Raw genomic sequence first — 13760 nt, forward strand, 5'->3', positions numbered from 1 at the left:
CATAAAAAATTCGCAACTGCAAACTACACATTTTTTTATGATTAAACATATAAGCTTTTAACAATCATACGCTTTGTAATGTTCTTTTTCCAACGCATCTTCTAACTTTTCAATTTCCGTTTTAGTGGTTTTTACTTTTTTAAGATGCACCGGAAGTTGCTTTTTACCATCGGGCGAAATCCAAATTCCTTTTAATTGATTGTCAATTCTTTTCAGCAACATCAGCCCAGTATTGTAATGCTCTACAAATGTATATTGCTGTTTTTGTTCAGAAAATGTGGTTTCTAAAAGAATCCAATTATCTTGTTTATTGTTTTGGTATTTATAGATTGCTGAAACCACTGTTCTGGGGCAGCCGTCTTCTTCTATCTTCAAATAAAAAGATACTTTTAAATCGTTTGAAACAGTTCCTTCATAAAGTTCTTGCGAAATAATTTCCTGCCCAAAAGAAAAATTTGCTACAAAAAGCCCAAATAACAACAGTATTTTTTTCATTATTGATTTTTAATTAAATATAGTAATATCTTTGTAGCATGCAAAATGAACATCAAATATTTGGAATTCGTGCGGTTATCGAAGCGATCAGCGCGGGAAAGGAAATAGATAAAGTATTTATACAAAAAGAAGCTCAGGGCGATTTAATGCAGGAGCTTATGAAAACGCTGAAGAAAAACAACGTGAATTTTTCGTATGTTCCGGTTGAAAAACTGAACAAATTAAGCAAATTCAACAACCATCAAGGTGCCGTTGCATCTATCGCACCAATTAAATTTGTTTCGATGGAACAATTGATTGAAGGTGTTTTAGAGAAAAAAGACAAACCGCTTTTTTTAATTTTAGACCAGTTGAGCGATGCCCGCAATTTTGGTGCAATTATTCGTACGGCAGAATGCACCGGTGTGGACGGAATCATTATTCAAAAACAAGGATCGGCTCCGGTAAACGGTGATACGGTAAAAACATCGGCAGGTGCGGTTTTTAACATTCCGATTTGTAAGGTGGATCATATTAAAGATGCTGTTTTCTATTTGCAAGGTTCAGGAATTGCAACCGTTGCGGCTACCGAGAAAACCGAAAACAACATTTACGATATCGACTTTAACCAAGGCATAGCCATCATCATGGGTTCCGAAGACAAAGGTGTGAATCCATCGGTTCTAAAAATCATTGACCACAAAGCAAAGCTCCCTATGTTTGGAACCATTTCTTCCTTAAACGTTTCGGTGGCTTGTGGTGCTTTTTTATACGAAGCAGTGAGGCAACGTTTGTAATCCGTTATCCTTTTCAAAATACAACAGCCTTTTTAATTCTGTACAGAGGCTTTTTTTAAATTCTTTCAAAAAACCCATCACCACAAAAACTGCCAAAAAGGCAGGCTTTTTTATTTGGGTATATTTTTGATTGATGGCTTTTATGGAAACAGAACAATTAAAATACCGCCCAGCCGTTTTTTGGGTGCCTTTTATAGCAATACTTACGCTGTGGATGGTTTATTATTTAAACTGGCGTTACTTTTTAGAATGGAATCATTTTGGTATTGTACCCCACACCGTAAAAGGCTTGCGAGGAATTGTTTTTTCGCCATTTTTACACGGTTCTCTGCAACATTTATGGAACAACACCTTAGCACTTTTAGTGTTGCTTCCACTCATTTGCTACTATTATTACAAAAATTGGAAAACATTAATTATTGGAGGTATTTTGTTGTCAGGGCTTGGCACATGGCTCATCGCTACCAGCGGAACCCACATCGGTGCAAGCGGTCTGATTTATGTGTTAACCGCCTATATGTTTTTCACTGGAATCCGCAGCAAACAATACCGTTTAATGGCCATTTCTTTCCTGATGATTATTCTATACGGAGGTTCGGTTTGGTATATGCTGCCCGATATTGAAGAAGGCATTTCGTGGCAAGGTCATCTTGCGGGTTTTATCTCCGGACTGCTGCTTTCATATCTTTTAAAGAAACCACAACTAGAACCGCAGTACAAATACGATTGGCAACACCCCGATTTCGATGAAAGCAAAGACGATTTCATCAAACAATTCGATGCAAAAGGCAACTACAATCCCCTGCCCTTATTACGAAAAGATCAAAACGGATATGTGTACAACGACACCTTTCACCGCAAAAACGGCATGCATAACCACCGCATCATTATAAAAAGCTCTTAATCCCAACAAGCTCTTTTGGGCACATGCTTCGCACCGGGCTATTCGCTACAAGTCCTCGCGGTTGCGGTGAAAACCGCAACCGCTGTGGGCTATCCGCTGCTATCCCTTGTGCAAAATTCGACACGCCATTAAAATTCCAGATTAAAACGACAATACAGCAAATCAAAGTCAAAATACACCTACACAGACTGAAAAGACCTCGCAGGAGTTATCTACTACAAAACCAATATAATCATTTTTCAGTTAGCTTTAATAGTTCTTTAACGATATAATCCTTAATTTTAGGCTTTAACTTTTAAGCAAATTATGGAAAATATATTATTATCGGCTTTTGACACGGCTCCGTTTTCACAAATAAAAAACAGCGACTACGAACCAGCATTTAACGAAGCCATTAAACAGGCAAAAGCAGAAATACAAGAAATAATAAGCAATACCAATGCACCCACTTTTGAAAACACAATCGAAGCAATGGCTTTTTCGGGTATGCAATTAGACCGTATTTCGAACATTTTTTTTAACTTGAATTCGGCTGAAACAAACGAAGAATTGCAAAAAATTGCCCAAATTATTGCTCCGAATCTATCGGCTTTTAGCAACGATATTTCGCTAAATCCGGAGTTGTTCAAACGCGTAAAACAAGTTTTTGATACTGTTGATAAATCCACATTAACTACGGAACAAATCACGTTACTAGAAAAAACCTACAAAGGATTTGTGCGAAACGGTGCCTTGCTAAACGAGGAACAAAAAGCAGTATTGCGTGAAATTGATGCCCAATTATCGGTTCTATCGTTACAGTTTAACGAGAATGTTTTGGCTGAAACCAATGCCTATCAACTACACATTACCAACGAAGAAGATTTAGCCGGATTGCCCGATGGTGTAATCGAAGCTGCTAAAAATCGTGCCACTCAACAAGAAAAACAAGGTTGGATTTTTACTTTAGATTTTCCAAGCTATCTGCCATTTGTAACTTATGCTAAAAACCGTGAATTACGCAAGGAAATTGCGATTGCAAATGGCAAAAAAGGTTTCCAAAAAAACGAATACAACAATGAAGACATTGTGCTTAAAATTGTAAAATTGCGAAATAAACGTGCGCATTTATTAGGTTATAAAAACCATGCAACCTTTGTTTTGGAAGAACGCATGGCACAAAATCCGGAGAAAGTATTGACTTTTTTAAATGATTTATTGGTAAAAGCTAAACCCGCTGCTCAAAGAGAATTTGATGAATTAACGGCTTATGCTAAAAAATTAGATGGTATTGACCGATTAGAAAAATGGGACGGAAGCTATTACAGCGAAAAATTGAAACAAGAACGTTTTAATTTAGACGACGAAGCGCTGAAACCTTATTTTAAACTGGAAAACGTTTTAAACGGAGCTTTTACCGTTGCCGAAAAATTGTTTGGTTTGCATTTTACCGAAGTTTTTACGGTTGATAAATACCATGCCGATGTGCAGACTTTTGATGTTACCAACGATAACGGAGAAAAAATTGCGTTGTTATACACAGACTTTTTCCCACGAAAAGGTAAGCGCAACGGTGCATGGATGACATCGTTTAAATCGCAATGGATTAAAAATGGTGTTAATGAACGTCCGCATATTTCTATTGTGTGCAACTTCACTCCTCCTACTCCATCAAAACCATCGTTGCTGACTTTTAACGAAGTGACTACGTTGTTTCACGAGTTTGGGCACGCGTTACACGGAATGTTAGCAAACACAACGTATCCATCGTTATCGGGAACATCGGTTTATTGGGATTTTGTAGAACTCCCAAGTCAGATTATGGAAAACTGGGTCTATCAGCCCGAAACTTTGGCATTGTTTGCAAAGCATTACGAAACCGGTGAAACCATTCCACAACAATACATCAATAAAATTAAAGAAAGTGCCAACTTTTTAGAAGGAATGGCAACCTTGCGTCAGTTGAGTTTTGGCTTGTTGGATATGGCTTGGCATTCCAAAAACCCAGAAAATATTGGCCGTTTAAAAGAATTTGAAAACCAACAATTTGAAGCGACAAAATTATATCCTGATGTTGCTGAAAATGTGATGAGTACTGCTTTTTCGCATATTTTCGCTGGTGGATACGCCGCAGGGTATTACTCGTACAAATGGGCAGAAGTGTTAGATGCCGATGCCTTTGATTATTTTGAACAAAACGGCATCTTCAACAAAGAAATTGCTACCAAATTCAAAGATTTTATTTTATCGCAAGGCGGAACCGATCACCCAATGACGCTTTACAAAAAATTCCGCGGGCAAGAACCATCGCCAAATGCACTGCTTAAACGTGCCGGCTTGATATAATTAAAAACAGCAACCTAAATGGGTTGCTGTTTTTTCTATTTAATTTTGCTACTGTTTAACTAACTTTTTTATTGCTGTACCTTGTTTTGTTTCTATGTGTAGCATATAAGTACCACTTGATAAATTTTCTACATTTAGCTGTATTGGTGATTCGTTATTAAAACTTTCACTACGCAAATGCTTACCATGTATATCATAAATACCGACATGATTTATCAAGATGTTTTCGCTGTTAGTAATGTTAACAACACTTTGTGCCGGATTAGGGTATAAATTAAGCTTTTGCGAAATAAAGTCTTCAACTCCTAAATATGTTGGTAATGCATTTAAAGCAGTTAGCTGAATATTATCATATTTAACAACTACCGGAAGATCACCATTCCCAGCACCGATAATAGTTAATGATGCAATATCCTCACTATTATTAAAATTAGCTCTCTTTAAAATATTTAAAGCAGGTATATGTACATAAAAAGCACCACCCACAATAGCTCCAGATTCATATTTATAATCAATAAAAAATTCTACCGTAATCCAACTATTGTATGGAAAATTATCATATTCAGCAGTATTGTTTTTTCCTAGATTAAGATACGTCCAGAATCCTATGTTATTGTGACCAGCTTGCAGGTAAGCTTTTGTGTTGGATGGAATTGCGGTATTATAATTTCTAATGTCATTAAAAAATACCACTTTATCTAATATTTCTGAAAATAAAACACTTCCGGCAAATGGATCATTATTAATTAAATTATTTACGATATAAATATCATATTCTAACTTGAGTATATCGTTCCCTAATGCTCGGTTGTTCCATAACGTATTAACATTTTTTTGAGTTAAATAAGAACCATTACCTTGAGAAGAATTATTTTTATTAATGCCTATTGCCAATACATTCCCTCTACCAGCCTCACTAACAATTTCGCAAGGTGCAGGGTTGTTAGGGTATGCTTTTCTCACATACCAACCGCCTTTTCCGGGTATCGCTCCTGTAGCATCGGTACTTACTTCTCCCAATGCATAATTATTAAAATTTTCGGTAAATAATATTTGCGCATAGGTAGCTCCAGAAAAAAATACACCTATTAATAAATATAAAAAATCTCTCATCTTATTAATATATAAATAGTTGTAGATAGTCATCAGGGTATGTAGGGAAATAATGTCTGGTTTCAATTCTTCTAGCTTGCCCAAATATAGCATCTGCTGATCCAGAGTACATAAAACCCGGATAAGTTGCTAACGAAGGTGCATCTACAATTATTTCTCTTGTTCCTGCTGCATAGTATAAATCACCTCCAAAAGGGGTATCGGTAATTGACATTGTTGCCCATGCAGATGGAAAATCAGATACAGTTGCCTCCAAAGCTAAAACATACCTAGTTTCAATAAAATTAGCTACATCTGCATTTGGGCTAAATTCAATTTTGTAATACATGACTTTACCATATTGTGCCAATAAGTTTGTTTCTGCATTTGTAGCAGAACCTGTTGGTGGTGTAACTGTTGTACCCGCAGCTAATGCTAAAGGCTGTACAATGTGGTTATTTTGTAAATCGAAAAAAATACCCTCGGGATTGTAACCAAAAACATCTGCATTGTTTACCTGACAATGGTCACCAACACCCGGTGTAATTGCACCACCATTTTCGCGTATAGCAAGTTCATGAAGGCTATACGCACTGGTTCCTAATATAAAAGGATTAGCAGCTATATAATTACCATATTCTGTACCACCTGCATATAAATTAGGGAAAGCACCACTATTTATATTAAAAGCACCAGTAGGTGTATTGTAAGTACCATCATCGGCACCATCGTAGTATGCTAAACCTATGTAAGGGGTTACACGAACATAGCTTCCATAAGTAGCTAAAGAAGTACAGCCGTAATAATGCCTTACAGTTCGTATGTTGTTCACATCCCAAGCTGAATTATAAGGTCCAGCGATCGTATTAACAACATAATCTGAACCTGACTTATTATAATTTTTAAAATCATCATCAAATACAACCTCACTTGGTTGGTTCGAATCATTTACTTGTGAGAAATCATCTGAACAAGCAACAAGGGTTATTACCCCCCCAATAAAATTAAAAAATTCTTCATAATATATCATTATAATTATTAATAATATAAAACTAACAAATTATTCTGTATAAATTAATAAAAAATACTATTTTTTTCTAATAAAAAAAACTTACAATGATATTTTTTTTGATAGTACACTTACAAATGGGCAGAAGTGTTAGATGCCGATGCCTTTGATTATTTTGAACAAAACGGAATCTTTAACAAAGAAATTGCTACCAAATTTAAAGATTTTATTTTATCGCAAGGCGGAACCGATCACCCAATGACGCTATATAAAAAATTCCGCGGTCAAGAACCATCGCCAAATGCATTGCTTAAACGTGCCGGCTTGATATGATTAAAAACAGCAACCTAAATGGGTTGCTGTTGTTTTTTCACAGAAACCGCATCATTTTTTTTAGTAACTGAAAAGCATCTTCTGTGTAAGGTGGATATTTTATTTTACTGTCAAACCATGTTTTTCGGTAAACCACCGCTTTGGTTTGTGAAAAAGCTTCAAAACTATATTTTCCGTGGTAATTCCCAAAACCGCTGGCGCCAATTCCTCCAAAAGGCAGTTTATTGTTGATAATGTGCGACAAACAATCGTTTACACACGCACCACCGTATTGACAATGGTTCAAAAGAGTTTCTATTTCCGCGGTATCATCTCCAAAAACATAAAAAGCCAAAGGTTTTTCGTTTTCTTGATTATAGGCAATAATTTCGTTTATATGATTATAAATCAAAAGAGGCAATACCGGACCAAAAATTTCGGTTTGCATCACTTCATCGATTGTCTTTTCAACTTTTAGAAGTGTAGGCGCGATATAACGGGTAGCATCATTCGTTGCTCCACCCATCAATATACTTCCTTCTGAAAGATATTTTTTAATCCTGTTATGGTGTTTTTCGTTAATAATCCGAGCGAAATAAGGAGATTTCTCTGGATCTTTTCCATAAAAATCTATTAAAACCTTTTGCATTTCGGCAATAAATTCTTTTTCTACGCTGGGATGTATAAAAATAAAATCGGGTGCAATACAAGTTTGTCCGGCATTTACAAATTTAGCATAAGCAATCCGTTTGGCAGCTAACGAAATATTCGTACTTGGCGTGATAACACAAGGCGATTTTCCGCCCAATTCCAAAACAACCGGTGTGAGATTTTTAGCCGCAGCTTGATGCACAATTTTACCAACAGCGGTGCTCCCCGTAAAAAAAATCTTATCAAACTTTTGTTCTAAAAGTGCTGTTGTTTCTTCCACACCACCTTCGATTACTTGCACCAAATCTTTTGTGAAATATTTAGGGATTAACCCCGCCAATAATGCAGAAGTATGTACAGTTAATTCCGAAGGTTTCAAAACGGCACAGTTGCCCGCCGCCAAAGCTGCCAAAAGTGGTTGCAACGCCAAAAGAAGCGGATAATTCCACGGAGCAATAATCAAAATAACTCCATAAGGCTGATACGCAACGGTTTCTTTCGATGGAAAATTCAATATGGTTGATGAAACCCGTTGAGGAGTAACCCACTTTTTTAAATGCTTTTTGAAATAATTCAACTCTTTTTGCAACATCGCAATTTCGGTAGCCAAGGTTTCAAACGCAGGTTTGTTGAAATCGGCTTGTACTGCAGCAATCATTTCATCTTTGTGGTGATCCAGCATCGATTGAAACTGTTGCAAACAATGCTTTCTGTGTGCAAAGCTTCTTGTTTTGCCTGTATAGAAATGTGTGCGTAAGCTTTTTATCGTTTCCAAATGATTTCTTTTTGTTGAAGTTATAAAAAATCCTTCGGAAAAAAGTGGTTTTAAAAGAAAACTATTGCGAAAGATGAATTATTTTTTTAAGTTCGGAAAAAAAAATCCATGTTGCTTCACGTTATACAAAAGTGTTACCAAAACGAACATTTAACTGCTGCCGATTATGAAACAATTTTAAAAAAGCATCATTTGGTTGATTTTGAAAAAGGTTCGTTTTTGTTGGAACAAGCACAAACCTTGAATTGTTACTATATTTTATTAGAAGGTGCTGTGCACAGTTTTGTACACGACAGCAATGGCAACCCCATTACCATAAACCTTTATACCGAAGGAGAGGTGGTTATTGATGTAAATGCTTTGTTTCAAAAAAAGAAAACGCTAGAAAACTGGCAATGTGCCACCAATTGCACCATGCTTTGCATTATGTTTGACGATTTTCAAGAACTTTTTCATGCCATTTATGGTTTCAGAGAATGGGGACGCGCATGGATGGCAAATGCTTTGTTTGAACTCAAAGAACGCAGCATGGAAATGCTTACCCTTTCAGCAAAACAACGCTACGACAAATTGCTTCAACAAAAACCACAACTTTTTCAATTAATCCCTTTAAAACATATTGCGTCGTATTTAGGAATTACCGACACCAGTTTAAGCAGAATTAGAAAAGAATATAAAACATAAAAAAGCGAATCTATGAACAATCCCAACACCATACAAGACTATTTAGAGCAAGTTGCTCCAGAACGGCAAGAGGCCTTTCACCAATTATATGAAACTATTAAAAACAACCTTCCCGAAGGTTTTGAAGAACGGTTTATTTATAACAACATTGGCTTTGTTGTGCCTAAAAGTATTTTTCCGGCTGGTTATCATTGTTCGCCCGAATTGCCATTGCCTTTTATAAGTATTGCTTCTCAAAAAAGCCATATCGCATTGTATCACATGGGTATTTATATGCAACCTGCTGTTTATGATTGGTTTGTAAACGAATTTCCCAACCACAGCAAAAGAAAATTAGACATGGGAAAAAGTTGTATCCGATTCAAAAAAACAGATGCTATTCCTTTTGATTTGATTGCAGAACTAATGCAGAAAATTTCGGTGAACGATTATATTGCGCTTTATCAATCAACATTAAAAAAATAAGTTTATACGGTTTCAAATCTTGTCATAAGGTAAGTTTATTTTGTATATACCGCACTACTTTTGATAATATAAATCTTAAAAACTGAAATATTATGGCAAGAATTCATGCATACTTAAATTTTAATGGCAACTGTGAACAGGCTTTTTCGTTCTATGAAAAAGTGTTTAAAACACCAAACATTGGAATCAATCGATTTGGAGATATGCCTGAAAACCCTGAATTTCCAATAAACGACGAAGACAAGCAAAAAATCATGCACACCGCAATTATGCTAAATGAAAACACCATGATTATGGGGTCGGATTGTTTAGAGAGTTTTGGACATCAATTAAAACACGGTAACAGCACCTATGTAATGCTAGACACCGATACAGCACAAGAAGCAAAAGATTTATATGCTTCGCTGTCTGAAAATGCAATGAACATTGAAATGGAATTGAGCGAGCAGTTTTGGGCAGAATTATATGCATCATTCCAAGATCAATTCGGAATTTGGTGGATGATTCATTTTGAAGGAAATAAAAAAATGGAGTAAACTTAAAACTTTTTATACTATGAAATTTTTAAAATATACCTTGCTTACACTGTTAGGATTAGTAGCTTTAGCATTGATTGCAGCGGCCATTCTTCCTAAAACATTTCATGCAGAAGGTTCGGCAGTTATCAACAAACCCAATGCAGAAGTTTTCAACTATGTGAAACACATTAAAAACCAAGAAAATTTTGGTGTTTGGTTTGAGTTGGATCCAAATATTATAGCTACATCAGAAGGAACAGACGGTACCGAAGGTTTTAAATACAGCTGGAAAAGCGAAGAAGTGGGCAACGGATCGCAAGTAATTACCAAAATCAATGAAAACAGCCGTGTGGACATTGATTTGTTTTTAATGGACAGCACCGAACCTGCAAAATCGTATTTTACCACCGAGGCTGTGAGCGACACCCAAACCAAAGTCCGCTGGGTGGTTGATGGCGAAATGCCTTATCCGTTTAACCTAATGAGCCTTTTTTACGACATGAACAAAGATTTTGAAAAAGGAACAGCCAATTTAAAAACGGTTTTAGAAAAGCAGTAAAACCATTAAACTTTGCCAAAGTTTGGAACTTTGGCAAAGTTGTTTTAAAACTCTACCTTTTAACTGCTTCACAGCAGTTGATTAGCAAAAATTACTGTGTTTCACACCAATTTATTTTACATTCTACAGCAATACAATTTACATTATACAGAAAAACAAAACTATTCCTTAGTTAGCTTTTTTAAATGAATTGAGATTTCATTGTGAAATAACTGTTTGCTTTCAATGTTATAATTAATAACAGAAAATCTTAAAAATTAGCCAGGTACCCATTAATCTTATTATTTTTGTGCATTATTATATTTGTATGAAACTGAAAGTAAATAAATACTTGGTTTTTATAGCACTCGCCTCTTTATCATTAATTTCTTGTGCGGTGCAACAGCAGCAAAAACCTAAAGTTACGGTTGTAAAAAAATCTGAAGTAGAAGCTGAAACTCCTACTCCGCAACCTATTGAACAACCTTCGAAAACAGCAACACCAAAAATAGAACTCCCAGAAGTGAAGCGGGAATTTCGGGCAGCTTGGGTGGCTACGGTTGCCAATATCAACTGGCCCAGCAGAAAAAATCTATCTACCGAAGATCAAAAACGAGAGGCAATACAATTGCTCGATTTATTGGAAGATGCCAATTTCAATGCGGTGATTTTTCAGGTGCGTCCGGCTGCAGATGCATTGTATAAAAGCAATTATGAACCGTGGTCGTGTTATTTAACCGGCGAAACAGGCAAAGCACCTGCACCTTATTATGATCCGTTGGAATTTTGGATTGAAGAAGCTCATAAACGCGGTTTGGAGTTACATGTTTGGCTGAATCCGTATCGGGCACATCATTTAAGCGGTGGTTCAGTGAGCAGTGAATCAATGGTTAAAAAATCGCCCAGCAATATTGTGAAACTCAAAAACGGAATGTATTGGTTTGATCCGGCGAGTATCAAAACACAAGACCATGTTTCGAATGTGGTGAAAGATATTGTATCGCGCTATGATATTGATGCGGTGCATTTTGATGATTATTTTTATCCGTATGCGTCGTACAATGGCGGTGCCGATTTTCCTGATACTGCCTCATGGAACACCTATAAAAATGCCGATGGAAGTCTTTCTAAAGCTGATTGGCGCAGAGATCATGTGAATAAATTCATTGAACGGATCCACAAAGAAATCAAACAAGAAAAACCATACGTTAAGTTTGGAATCAGTCCGTTTGGAATTTGGAAATCGGGTTATCCTATGGGTGTGGTGGGTTCTTCACAGTTTGATGAATTGTATGCCGATGCCAAATTATGGTTAAATAAAGGCTGGATCGACTATTTTTCGCCTCAATTGTATTGGCCTATCAATTCACAACGACAAAAATTTCAGGATTTGTTGGAGTGGTGGCAAGAGGAAAACACTATGAACCGCCATTTATGGCCTGGATTGAACACCGTGGAAGTGAAAGCAGCCAACCGTGCATCGGAAATTGTGAATCAAATCAAAATTACCAACAAAGTGTTGAACAAAAACAGCGTGGGTGCCATTCATTACAGCGTTGCTGGATTAACCAACAACAACGAAATGATTCCTGCCTTGAAAAGCGACCCGTATAAAGAAAAAGCATTGGTACCATTGAGTCCGTGGATGAAAACCAGCGAAATAGCAACTCCCCATTTTAATGCAAGCGATGAACATTCATCTGTAAAAATCGATTGGTCAAACAGCAACCAAACCAATGTTTTTCAATGGGTTTTGTATGCGCAATACGGCAACGAATGGCAAATAGAGATTCTTCCAAAAAATCAATTAAACAAAATCATCAATCGATCTAAAAACGGGAAAAACTGCCAAATGATAGTTTTAAAAGCCGTTGACCGTTTGGGCAATGAAAGTGATTATACTGCAAAAAAAATATAGCTGTTCATGGATACATTCATCATTTTTCTGAGAGCTGTAAATGTTTCAGGCAAAAACATCATTAAAATGGCCGATTTGAAAGTTGCTTTAACTGAAATTGGTTTCAAAAATGTGATTACTTATATTCAAAGCGGAAATGTAGTCTTAAAAAGCAATGCGGAAAAAGCAGTTGTGGAACACCAAATAAAGCAGCTTATTCAAGAACGTTTTCATTTGGATATTGCTGTATTTTGTTTGGATGTGCAGGAAGTGGAAACCGCTTTGCAATACAATCCATTTCCGGCTGATGCGCCCAACAACAAAGTGTTTATTACATTTATGAAGAATGTTCCTTCGGAAGATGCGATGCATGCCTTAACAACCGCCTTTCAACTGGGAAACGACGCTTTTAAAATACTGCATAAGTTGCTTTATTTTTATGTGGTTGATGGAATGGGTGCTTCGAAAATGAACACCAACTTTTTTGAAAAAAAACTGCAAACAATTGCCACAGGCAGAAACCTCAACACCATTCGAAAGGTAATTGCATATGCACAATCCATCTAGATAGTGTTGCATTTATGCACACTTTCCACAATTAAATATTTGCACAAACACAGCAAAACCGTTTGAAACCTTTGTTATTAAAGCAATAGCGGTTTTTGGCATTTTTATTGTATATTTAGGAATAAATCATTTTAAAATTCCAATTATATGAAAAAGATTATTTTTACTATTAGTTTATTGGGCGGTGTATTGATTTCTTGTAATAAAGAAAAAACTACCGAAACAACAGTTACTACCGACACGCTTCAACAACAAACAAATGCTTCTGATACCATGAACCATGATGGACACAATGCCAACAATTCATTGGATTGGGCAGGAACTTACGAAGCGACATTACCTTGTGCAGATTGTCCAGGAATTAAAACAACTATAACACTGAAAACCGATGGGACCTATGAATATACCGCAACATATTTAGACAAAGATTTTGTGAATAAAAGTGCGGGTGAAATCATGTGGCACAACAACGGCTCAGTGGTTCACTTAAAAGACAAAGACAATAAAGAAAATGATATGCAGCTGAAAGTTATTGAAAATGGCTTGATTGGTTTAGATACCGAAGGCAATGAAATAGAAGGTGCATTGAAAGAACATTACAACTACAAAAAAGTGATGTAATGTAGCTACAAACCCGAAAGCTTTTTAGTTTTCGGGTTTGTTTTAATCATCATCTTCCAACTCAAAAAGATTTTCAACAGGGATATTGAATATTTGGGCTATTTTTAACACCAAAACTGCAGATGGAATGT

14 protein-coding genes and 1 pseudogene are annotated in these 13760 nt (G+C 36.2%); 11 read left to right on the forward strand and 4 right to left on the reverse strand.

Going from position 1 to position 13760, the window contains the following annotated elements; all coding sequences use genetic code 11:
- Positions 1-57 precede the first annotated feature (57 nt).
- Entirely contained in the window at positions 58-495 is a 438-nt protein-coding gene (locus tag MG290_RS06225; protein ID WP_264562957.1) for a hypothetical protein, read from the reverse strand.
- Positions 496-533: 38 nt separating this feature from the next.
- Here MG290_RS06225 and rlmB point away from each other — a divergent pair, with 38 nt between their 5' ends.
- The 3 genes from rlmB (at position 534) to MG290_RS06240 (ending at position 4500) form a co-directional block, all read left to right on the forward strand.
- On the forward strand, positions 534-1271 hold the full coding sequence (gene rlmB, locus MG290_RS06230; protein WP_264562958.1) for a 23S rRNA (guanosine(2251)-2'-O)-methyltransferase RlmB: 738 nt from the start codon (positions 534-536) through the stop codon (positions 1269-1271).
- 142 nt (positions 1272-1413) lie between these two features.
- The gene (locus MG290_RS06235; RefSeq protein ID WP_264562959.1) at positions 1414-2175 is read left to right on the forward strand and encodes a rhomboid family intramembrane serine protease; all 762 of its coding nucleotides are present in this window, start codon (positions 1414-1416) and stop codon (positions 2173-2175) included.
- Positions 2176-2481: 306 nt separating this feature from the next.
- The gene (locus MG290_RS06240) at positions 2482-4500 is read left to right on the forward strand and encodes a M3 family metallopeptidase (RefSeq protein ID WP_264562960.1); all 2019 of its coding nucleotides are present in this window, start codon (positions 2482-2484) and stop codon (positions 4498-4500) included.
- 48 nt (positions 4501-4548) lie between these two features.
- Here MG290_RS06240 and MG290_RS06245 read toward each other — a convergent pair whose 3' ends face one another.
- A complete protein-coding gene (locus tag MG290_RS06245) occupies positions 4549-5613 on the reverse strand; it encodes a T9SS type A sorting domain-containing protein (protein ID WP_264562961.1) in 1065 nt (354 codons plus the stop codon).
- A gap of 4 nt (positions 5614-5617) precedes the next feature.
- Positions 5618-6622: a hypothetical protein gene (locus tag MG290_RS06250; RefSeq protein WP_264562962.1), complete on the reverse strand. Its 1005-nt coding sequence runs from the start codon at positions 6620-6622 to the stop codon at positions 5618-5620.
- Positions 6623-6727: 105 nt separating this feature from the next.
- On the opposite strand from MG290_RS06250, the pseudogene MG290_RS06255 reads away from it, so the two are divergent.
- Positions 6728-6934 (forward strand): annotated as a pseudogene (locus MG290_RS06255) (M3 family metallopeptidase); the annotation flags it as partial.
- A gap of 37 nt (positions 6935-6971) precedes the next feature.
- Here MG290_RS06255 and MG290_RS06260 read toward each other — a convergent pair.
- A complete protein-coding gene (locus MG290_RS06260; RefSeq protein WP_264562963.1) occupies positions 6972-8339 on the reverse strand; it encodes an aldehyde dehydrogenase family protein in 1368 nt (455 codons plus the stop codon).
- Between the two features lie 108 nt (positions 8340-8447).
- Here MG290_RS06260 and MG290_RS06265 point away from each other — a divergent pair, with 108 nt between their 5' ends.
- From MG290_RS06265 to MG290_RS06295, 7 genes are all read left to right on the forward strand, one after another.
- Positions 8448-9023 carry a Crp/Fnr family transcriptional regulator gene (locus tag MG290_RS06265; RefSeq protein WP_264562964.1) on the forward strand — a complete coding sequence of 192 codons (576 nt, stop codon included), beginning with the start codon at positions 8448-8450 and terminating at the stop codon, positions 9021-9023.
- Positions 9024-9035: 12 nt separating this feature from the next.
- Positions 9036-9488, forward strand: coding sequence for a DUF1801 domain-containing protein (locus tag MG290_RS06270; RefSeq protein ID WP_264562965.1), 453 nt, complete (start codon positions 9036-9038; stop codon positions 9486-9488).
- Positions 9489-9580: 92 nt separating this feature from the next.
- Positions 9581-10024, forward strand: a complete 444-nt coding sequence (locus MG290_RS06275; RefSeq protein WP_264562966.1) for a VOC family protein — start codon at positions 9581-9583, stop codon at positions 10022-10024.
- 19 nt (positions 10025-10043) lie between these two features.
- On the forward strand, positions 10044-10565 hold the full coding sequence (locus tag MG290_RS06280; RefSeq protein ID WP_264562967.1) for an SRPBCC family protein: 522 nt from the start codon (positions 10044-10046) through the stop codon (positions 10563-10565).
- Between the two features lie 307 nt (positions 10566-10872).
- On the forward strand, positions 10873-12462 hold the full coding sequence (locus MG290_RS06285) for a glycoside hydrolase family 10 protein (protein ID WP_264562968.1): 1590 nt from the start codon (positions 10873-10875) through the stop codon (positions 12460-12462).
- A 6-nt stretch (positions 12463-12468) separates the two neighbouring features.
- Entirely contained in the window at positions 12469-13008 is a 540-nt protein-coding gene (locus MG290_RS06290; RefSeq protein ID WP_264562969.1) for a DUF1697 domain-containing protein, read from the forward strand.
- A 147-nt stretch (positions 13009-13155) separates the two neighbouring features.
- Positions 13156-13629, forward strand: coding sequence for a copper resistance protein NlpE (locus MG290_RS06295; protein ID WP_264562970.1), 474 nt, complete (start codon positions 13156-13158; stop codon positions 13627-13629).
- Positions 13630-13760 lie beyond the last annotated feature (131 nt).

Origin of the sequence: Flavobacterium sp. CBA20B-1 (genome assembly GCF_028473145.1) — a bacterium.
Classification (GTDB): Bacteria; Bacteroidota; Bacteroidia; order Flavobacteriales; family Flavobacteriaceae; genus Flavobacterium.

What these genes read in the sequence shown, in the direction of transcription:
- MG290_RS06225 (WP_264562957.1), bottom strand. Translation starts at nt 495, where the DNA reads ATGAAAAAAATACTGTTGTTATTTGGGCTTTTTGTAGCAAATTTTTCT.
- rlmB (WP_264562958.1), top strand. Translation starts at nt 534, where the DNA reads ATGCAAAATGAACATCAAATATTTGGAATTCGTGCGGTTATCGAAGCG.
- MG290_RS06235 (WP_264562959.1), top strand. Translation starts at nt 1,414, where the DNA reads ATGGAAACAGAACAATTAAAATACCGCCCAGCCGTTTTTTGGGTGCCT.
- MG290_RS06240 (WP_264562960.1), top strand. Translation starts at nt 2,482, where the DNA reads ATGGAAAATATATTATTATCGGCTTTTGACACGGCTCCGTTTTCACAA.
- MG290_RS06245 (WP_264562961.1), bottom strand. Translation starts at nt 5,613, where the DNA reads ATGAGAGATTTTTTATATTTATTAATAGGTGTATTTTTTTCTGGAGCT.
- MG290_RS06250 (WP_264562962.1), bottom strand. Translation starts at nt 6,622, where the DNA reads ATGATATATTATGAAGAATTTTTTAATTTTATTGGGGGGGTAATAACC.
- MG290_RS06265 (WP_264562964.1), top strand. Translation starts at nt 8,448, where the DNA reads ATGTTGCTTCACGTTATACAAAAGTGTTACCAAAACGAACATTTAACT.
- MG290_RS06270 (WP_264562965.1), top strand. Translation starts at nt 9,036, where the DNA reads ATGAACAATCCCAACACCATACAAGACTATTTAGAGCAAGTTGCTCCA.
- MG290_RS06275 (WP_264562966.1), top strand. Translation starts at nt 9,581, where the DNA reads ATGGCAAGAATTCATGCATACTTAAATTTTAATGGCAACTGTGAACAG.
- MG290_RS06280 (WP_264562967.1), top strand. Translation starts at nt 10,044, where the DNA reads ATGAAATTTTTAAAATATACCTTGCTTACACTGTTAGGATTAGTAGCT.
- MG290_RS06285 (WP_264562968.1), top strand. Translation starts at nt 10,873, where the DNA reads ATGAAACTGAAAGTAAATAAATACTTGGTTTTTATAGCACTCGCCTCT.
- MG290_RS06290 (WP_264562969.1), top strand. Translation starts at nt 12,469, where the DNA reads ATGGATACATTCATCATTTTTCTGAGAGCTGTAAATGTTTCAGGCAAA.
- MG290_RS06295 (WP_264562970.1), top strand. Translation starts at nt 13,156, where the DNA reads ATGAAAAAGATTATTTTTACTATTAGTTTATTGGGCGGTGTATTGATT.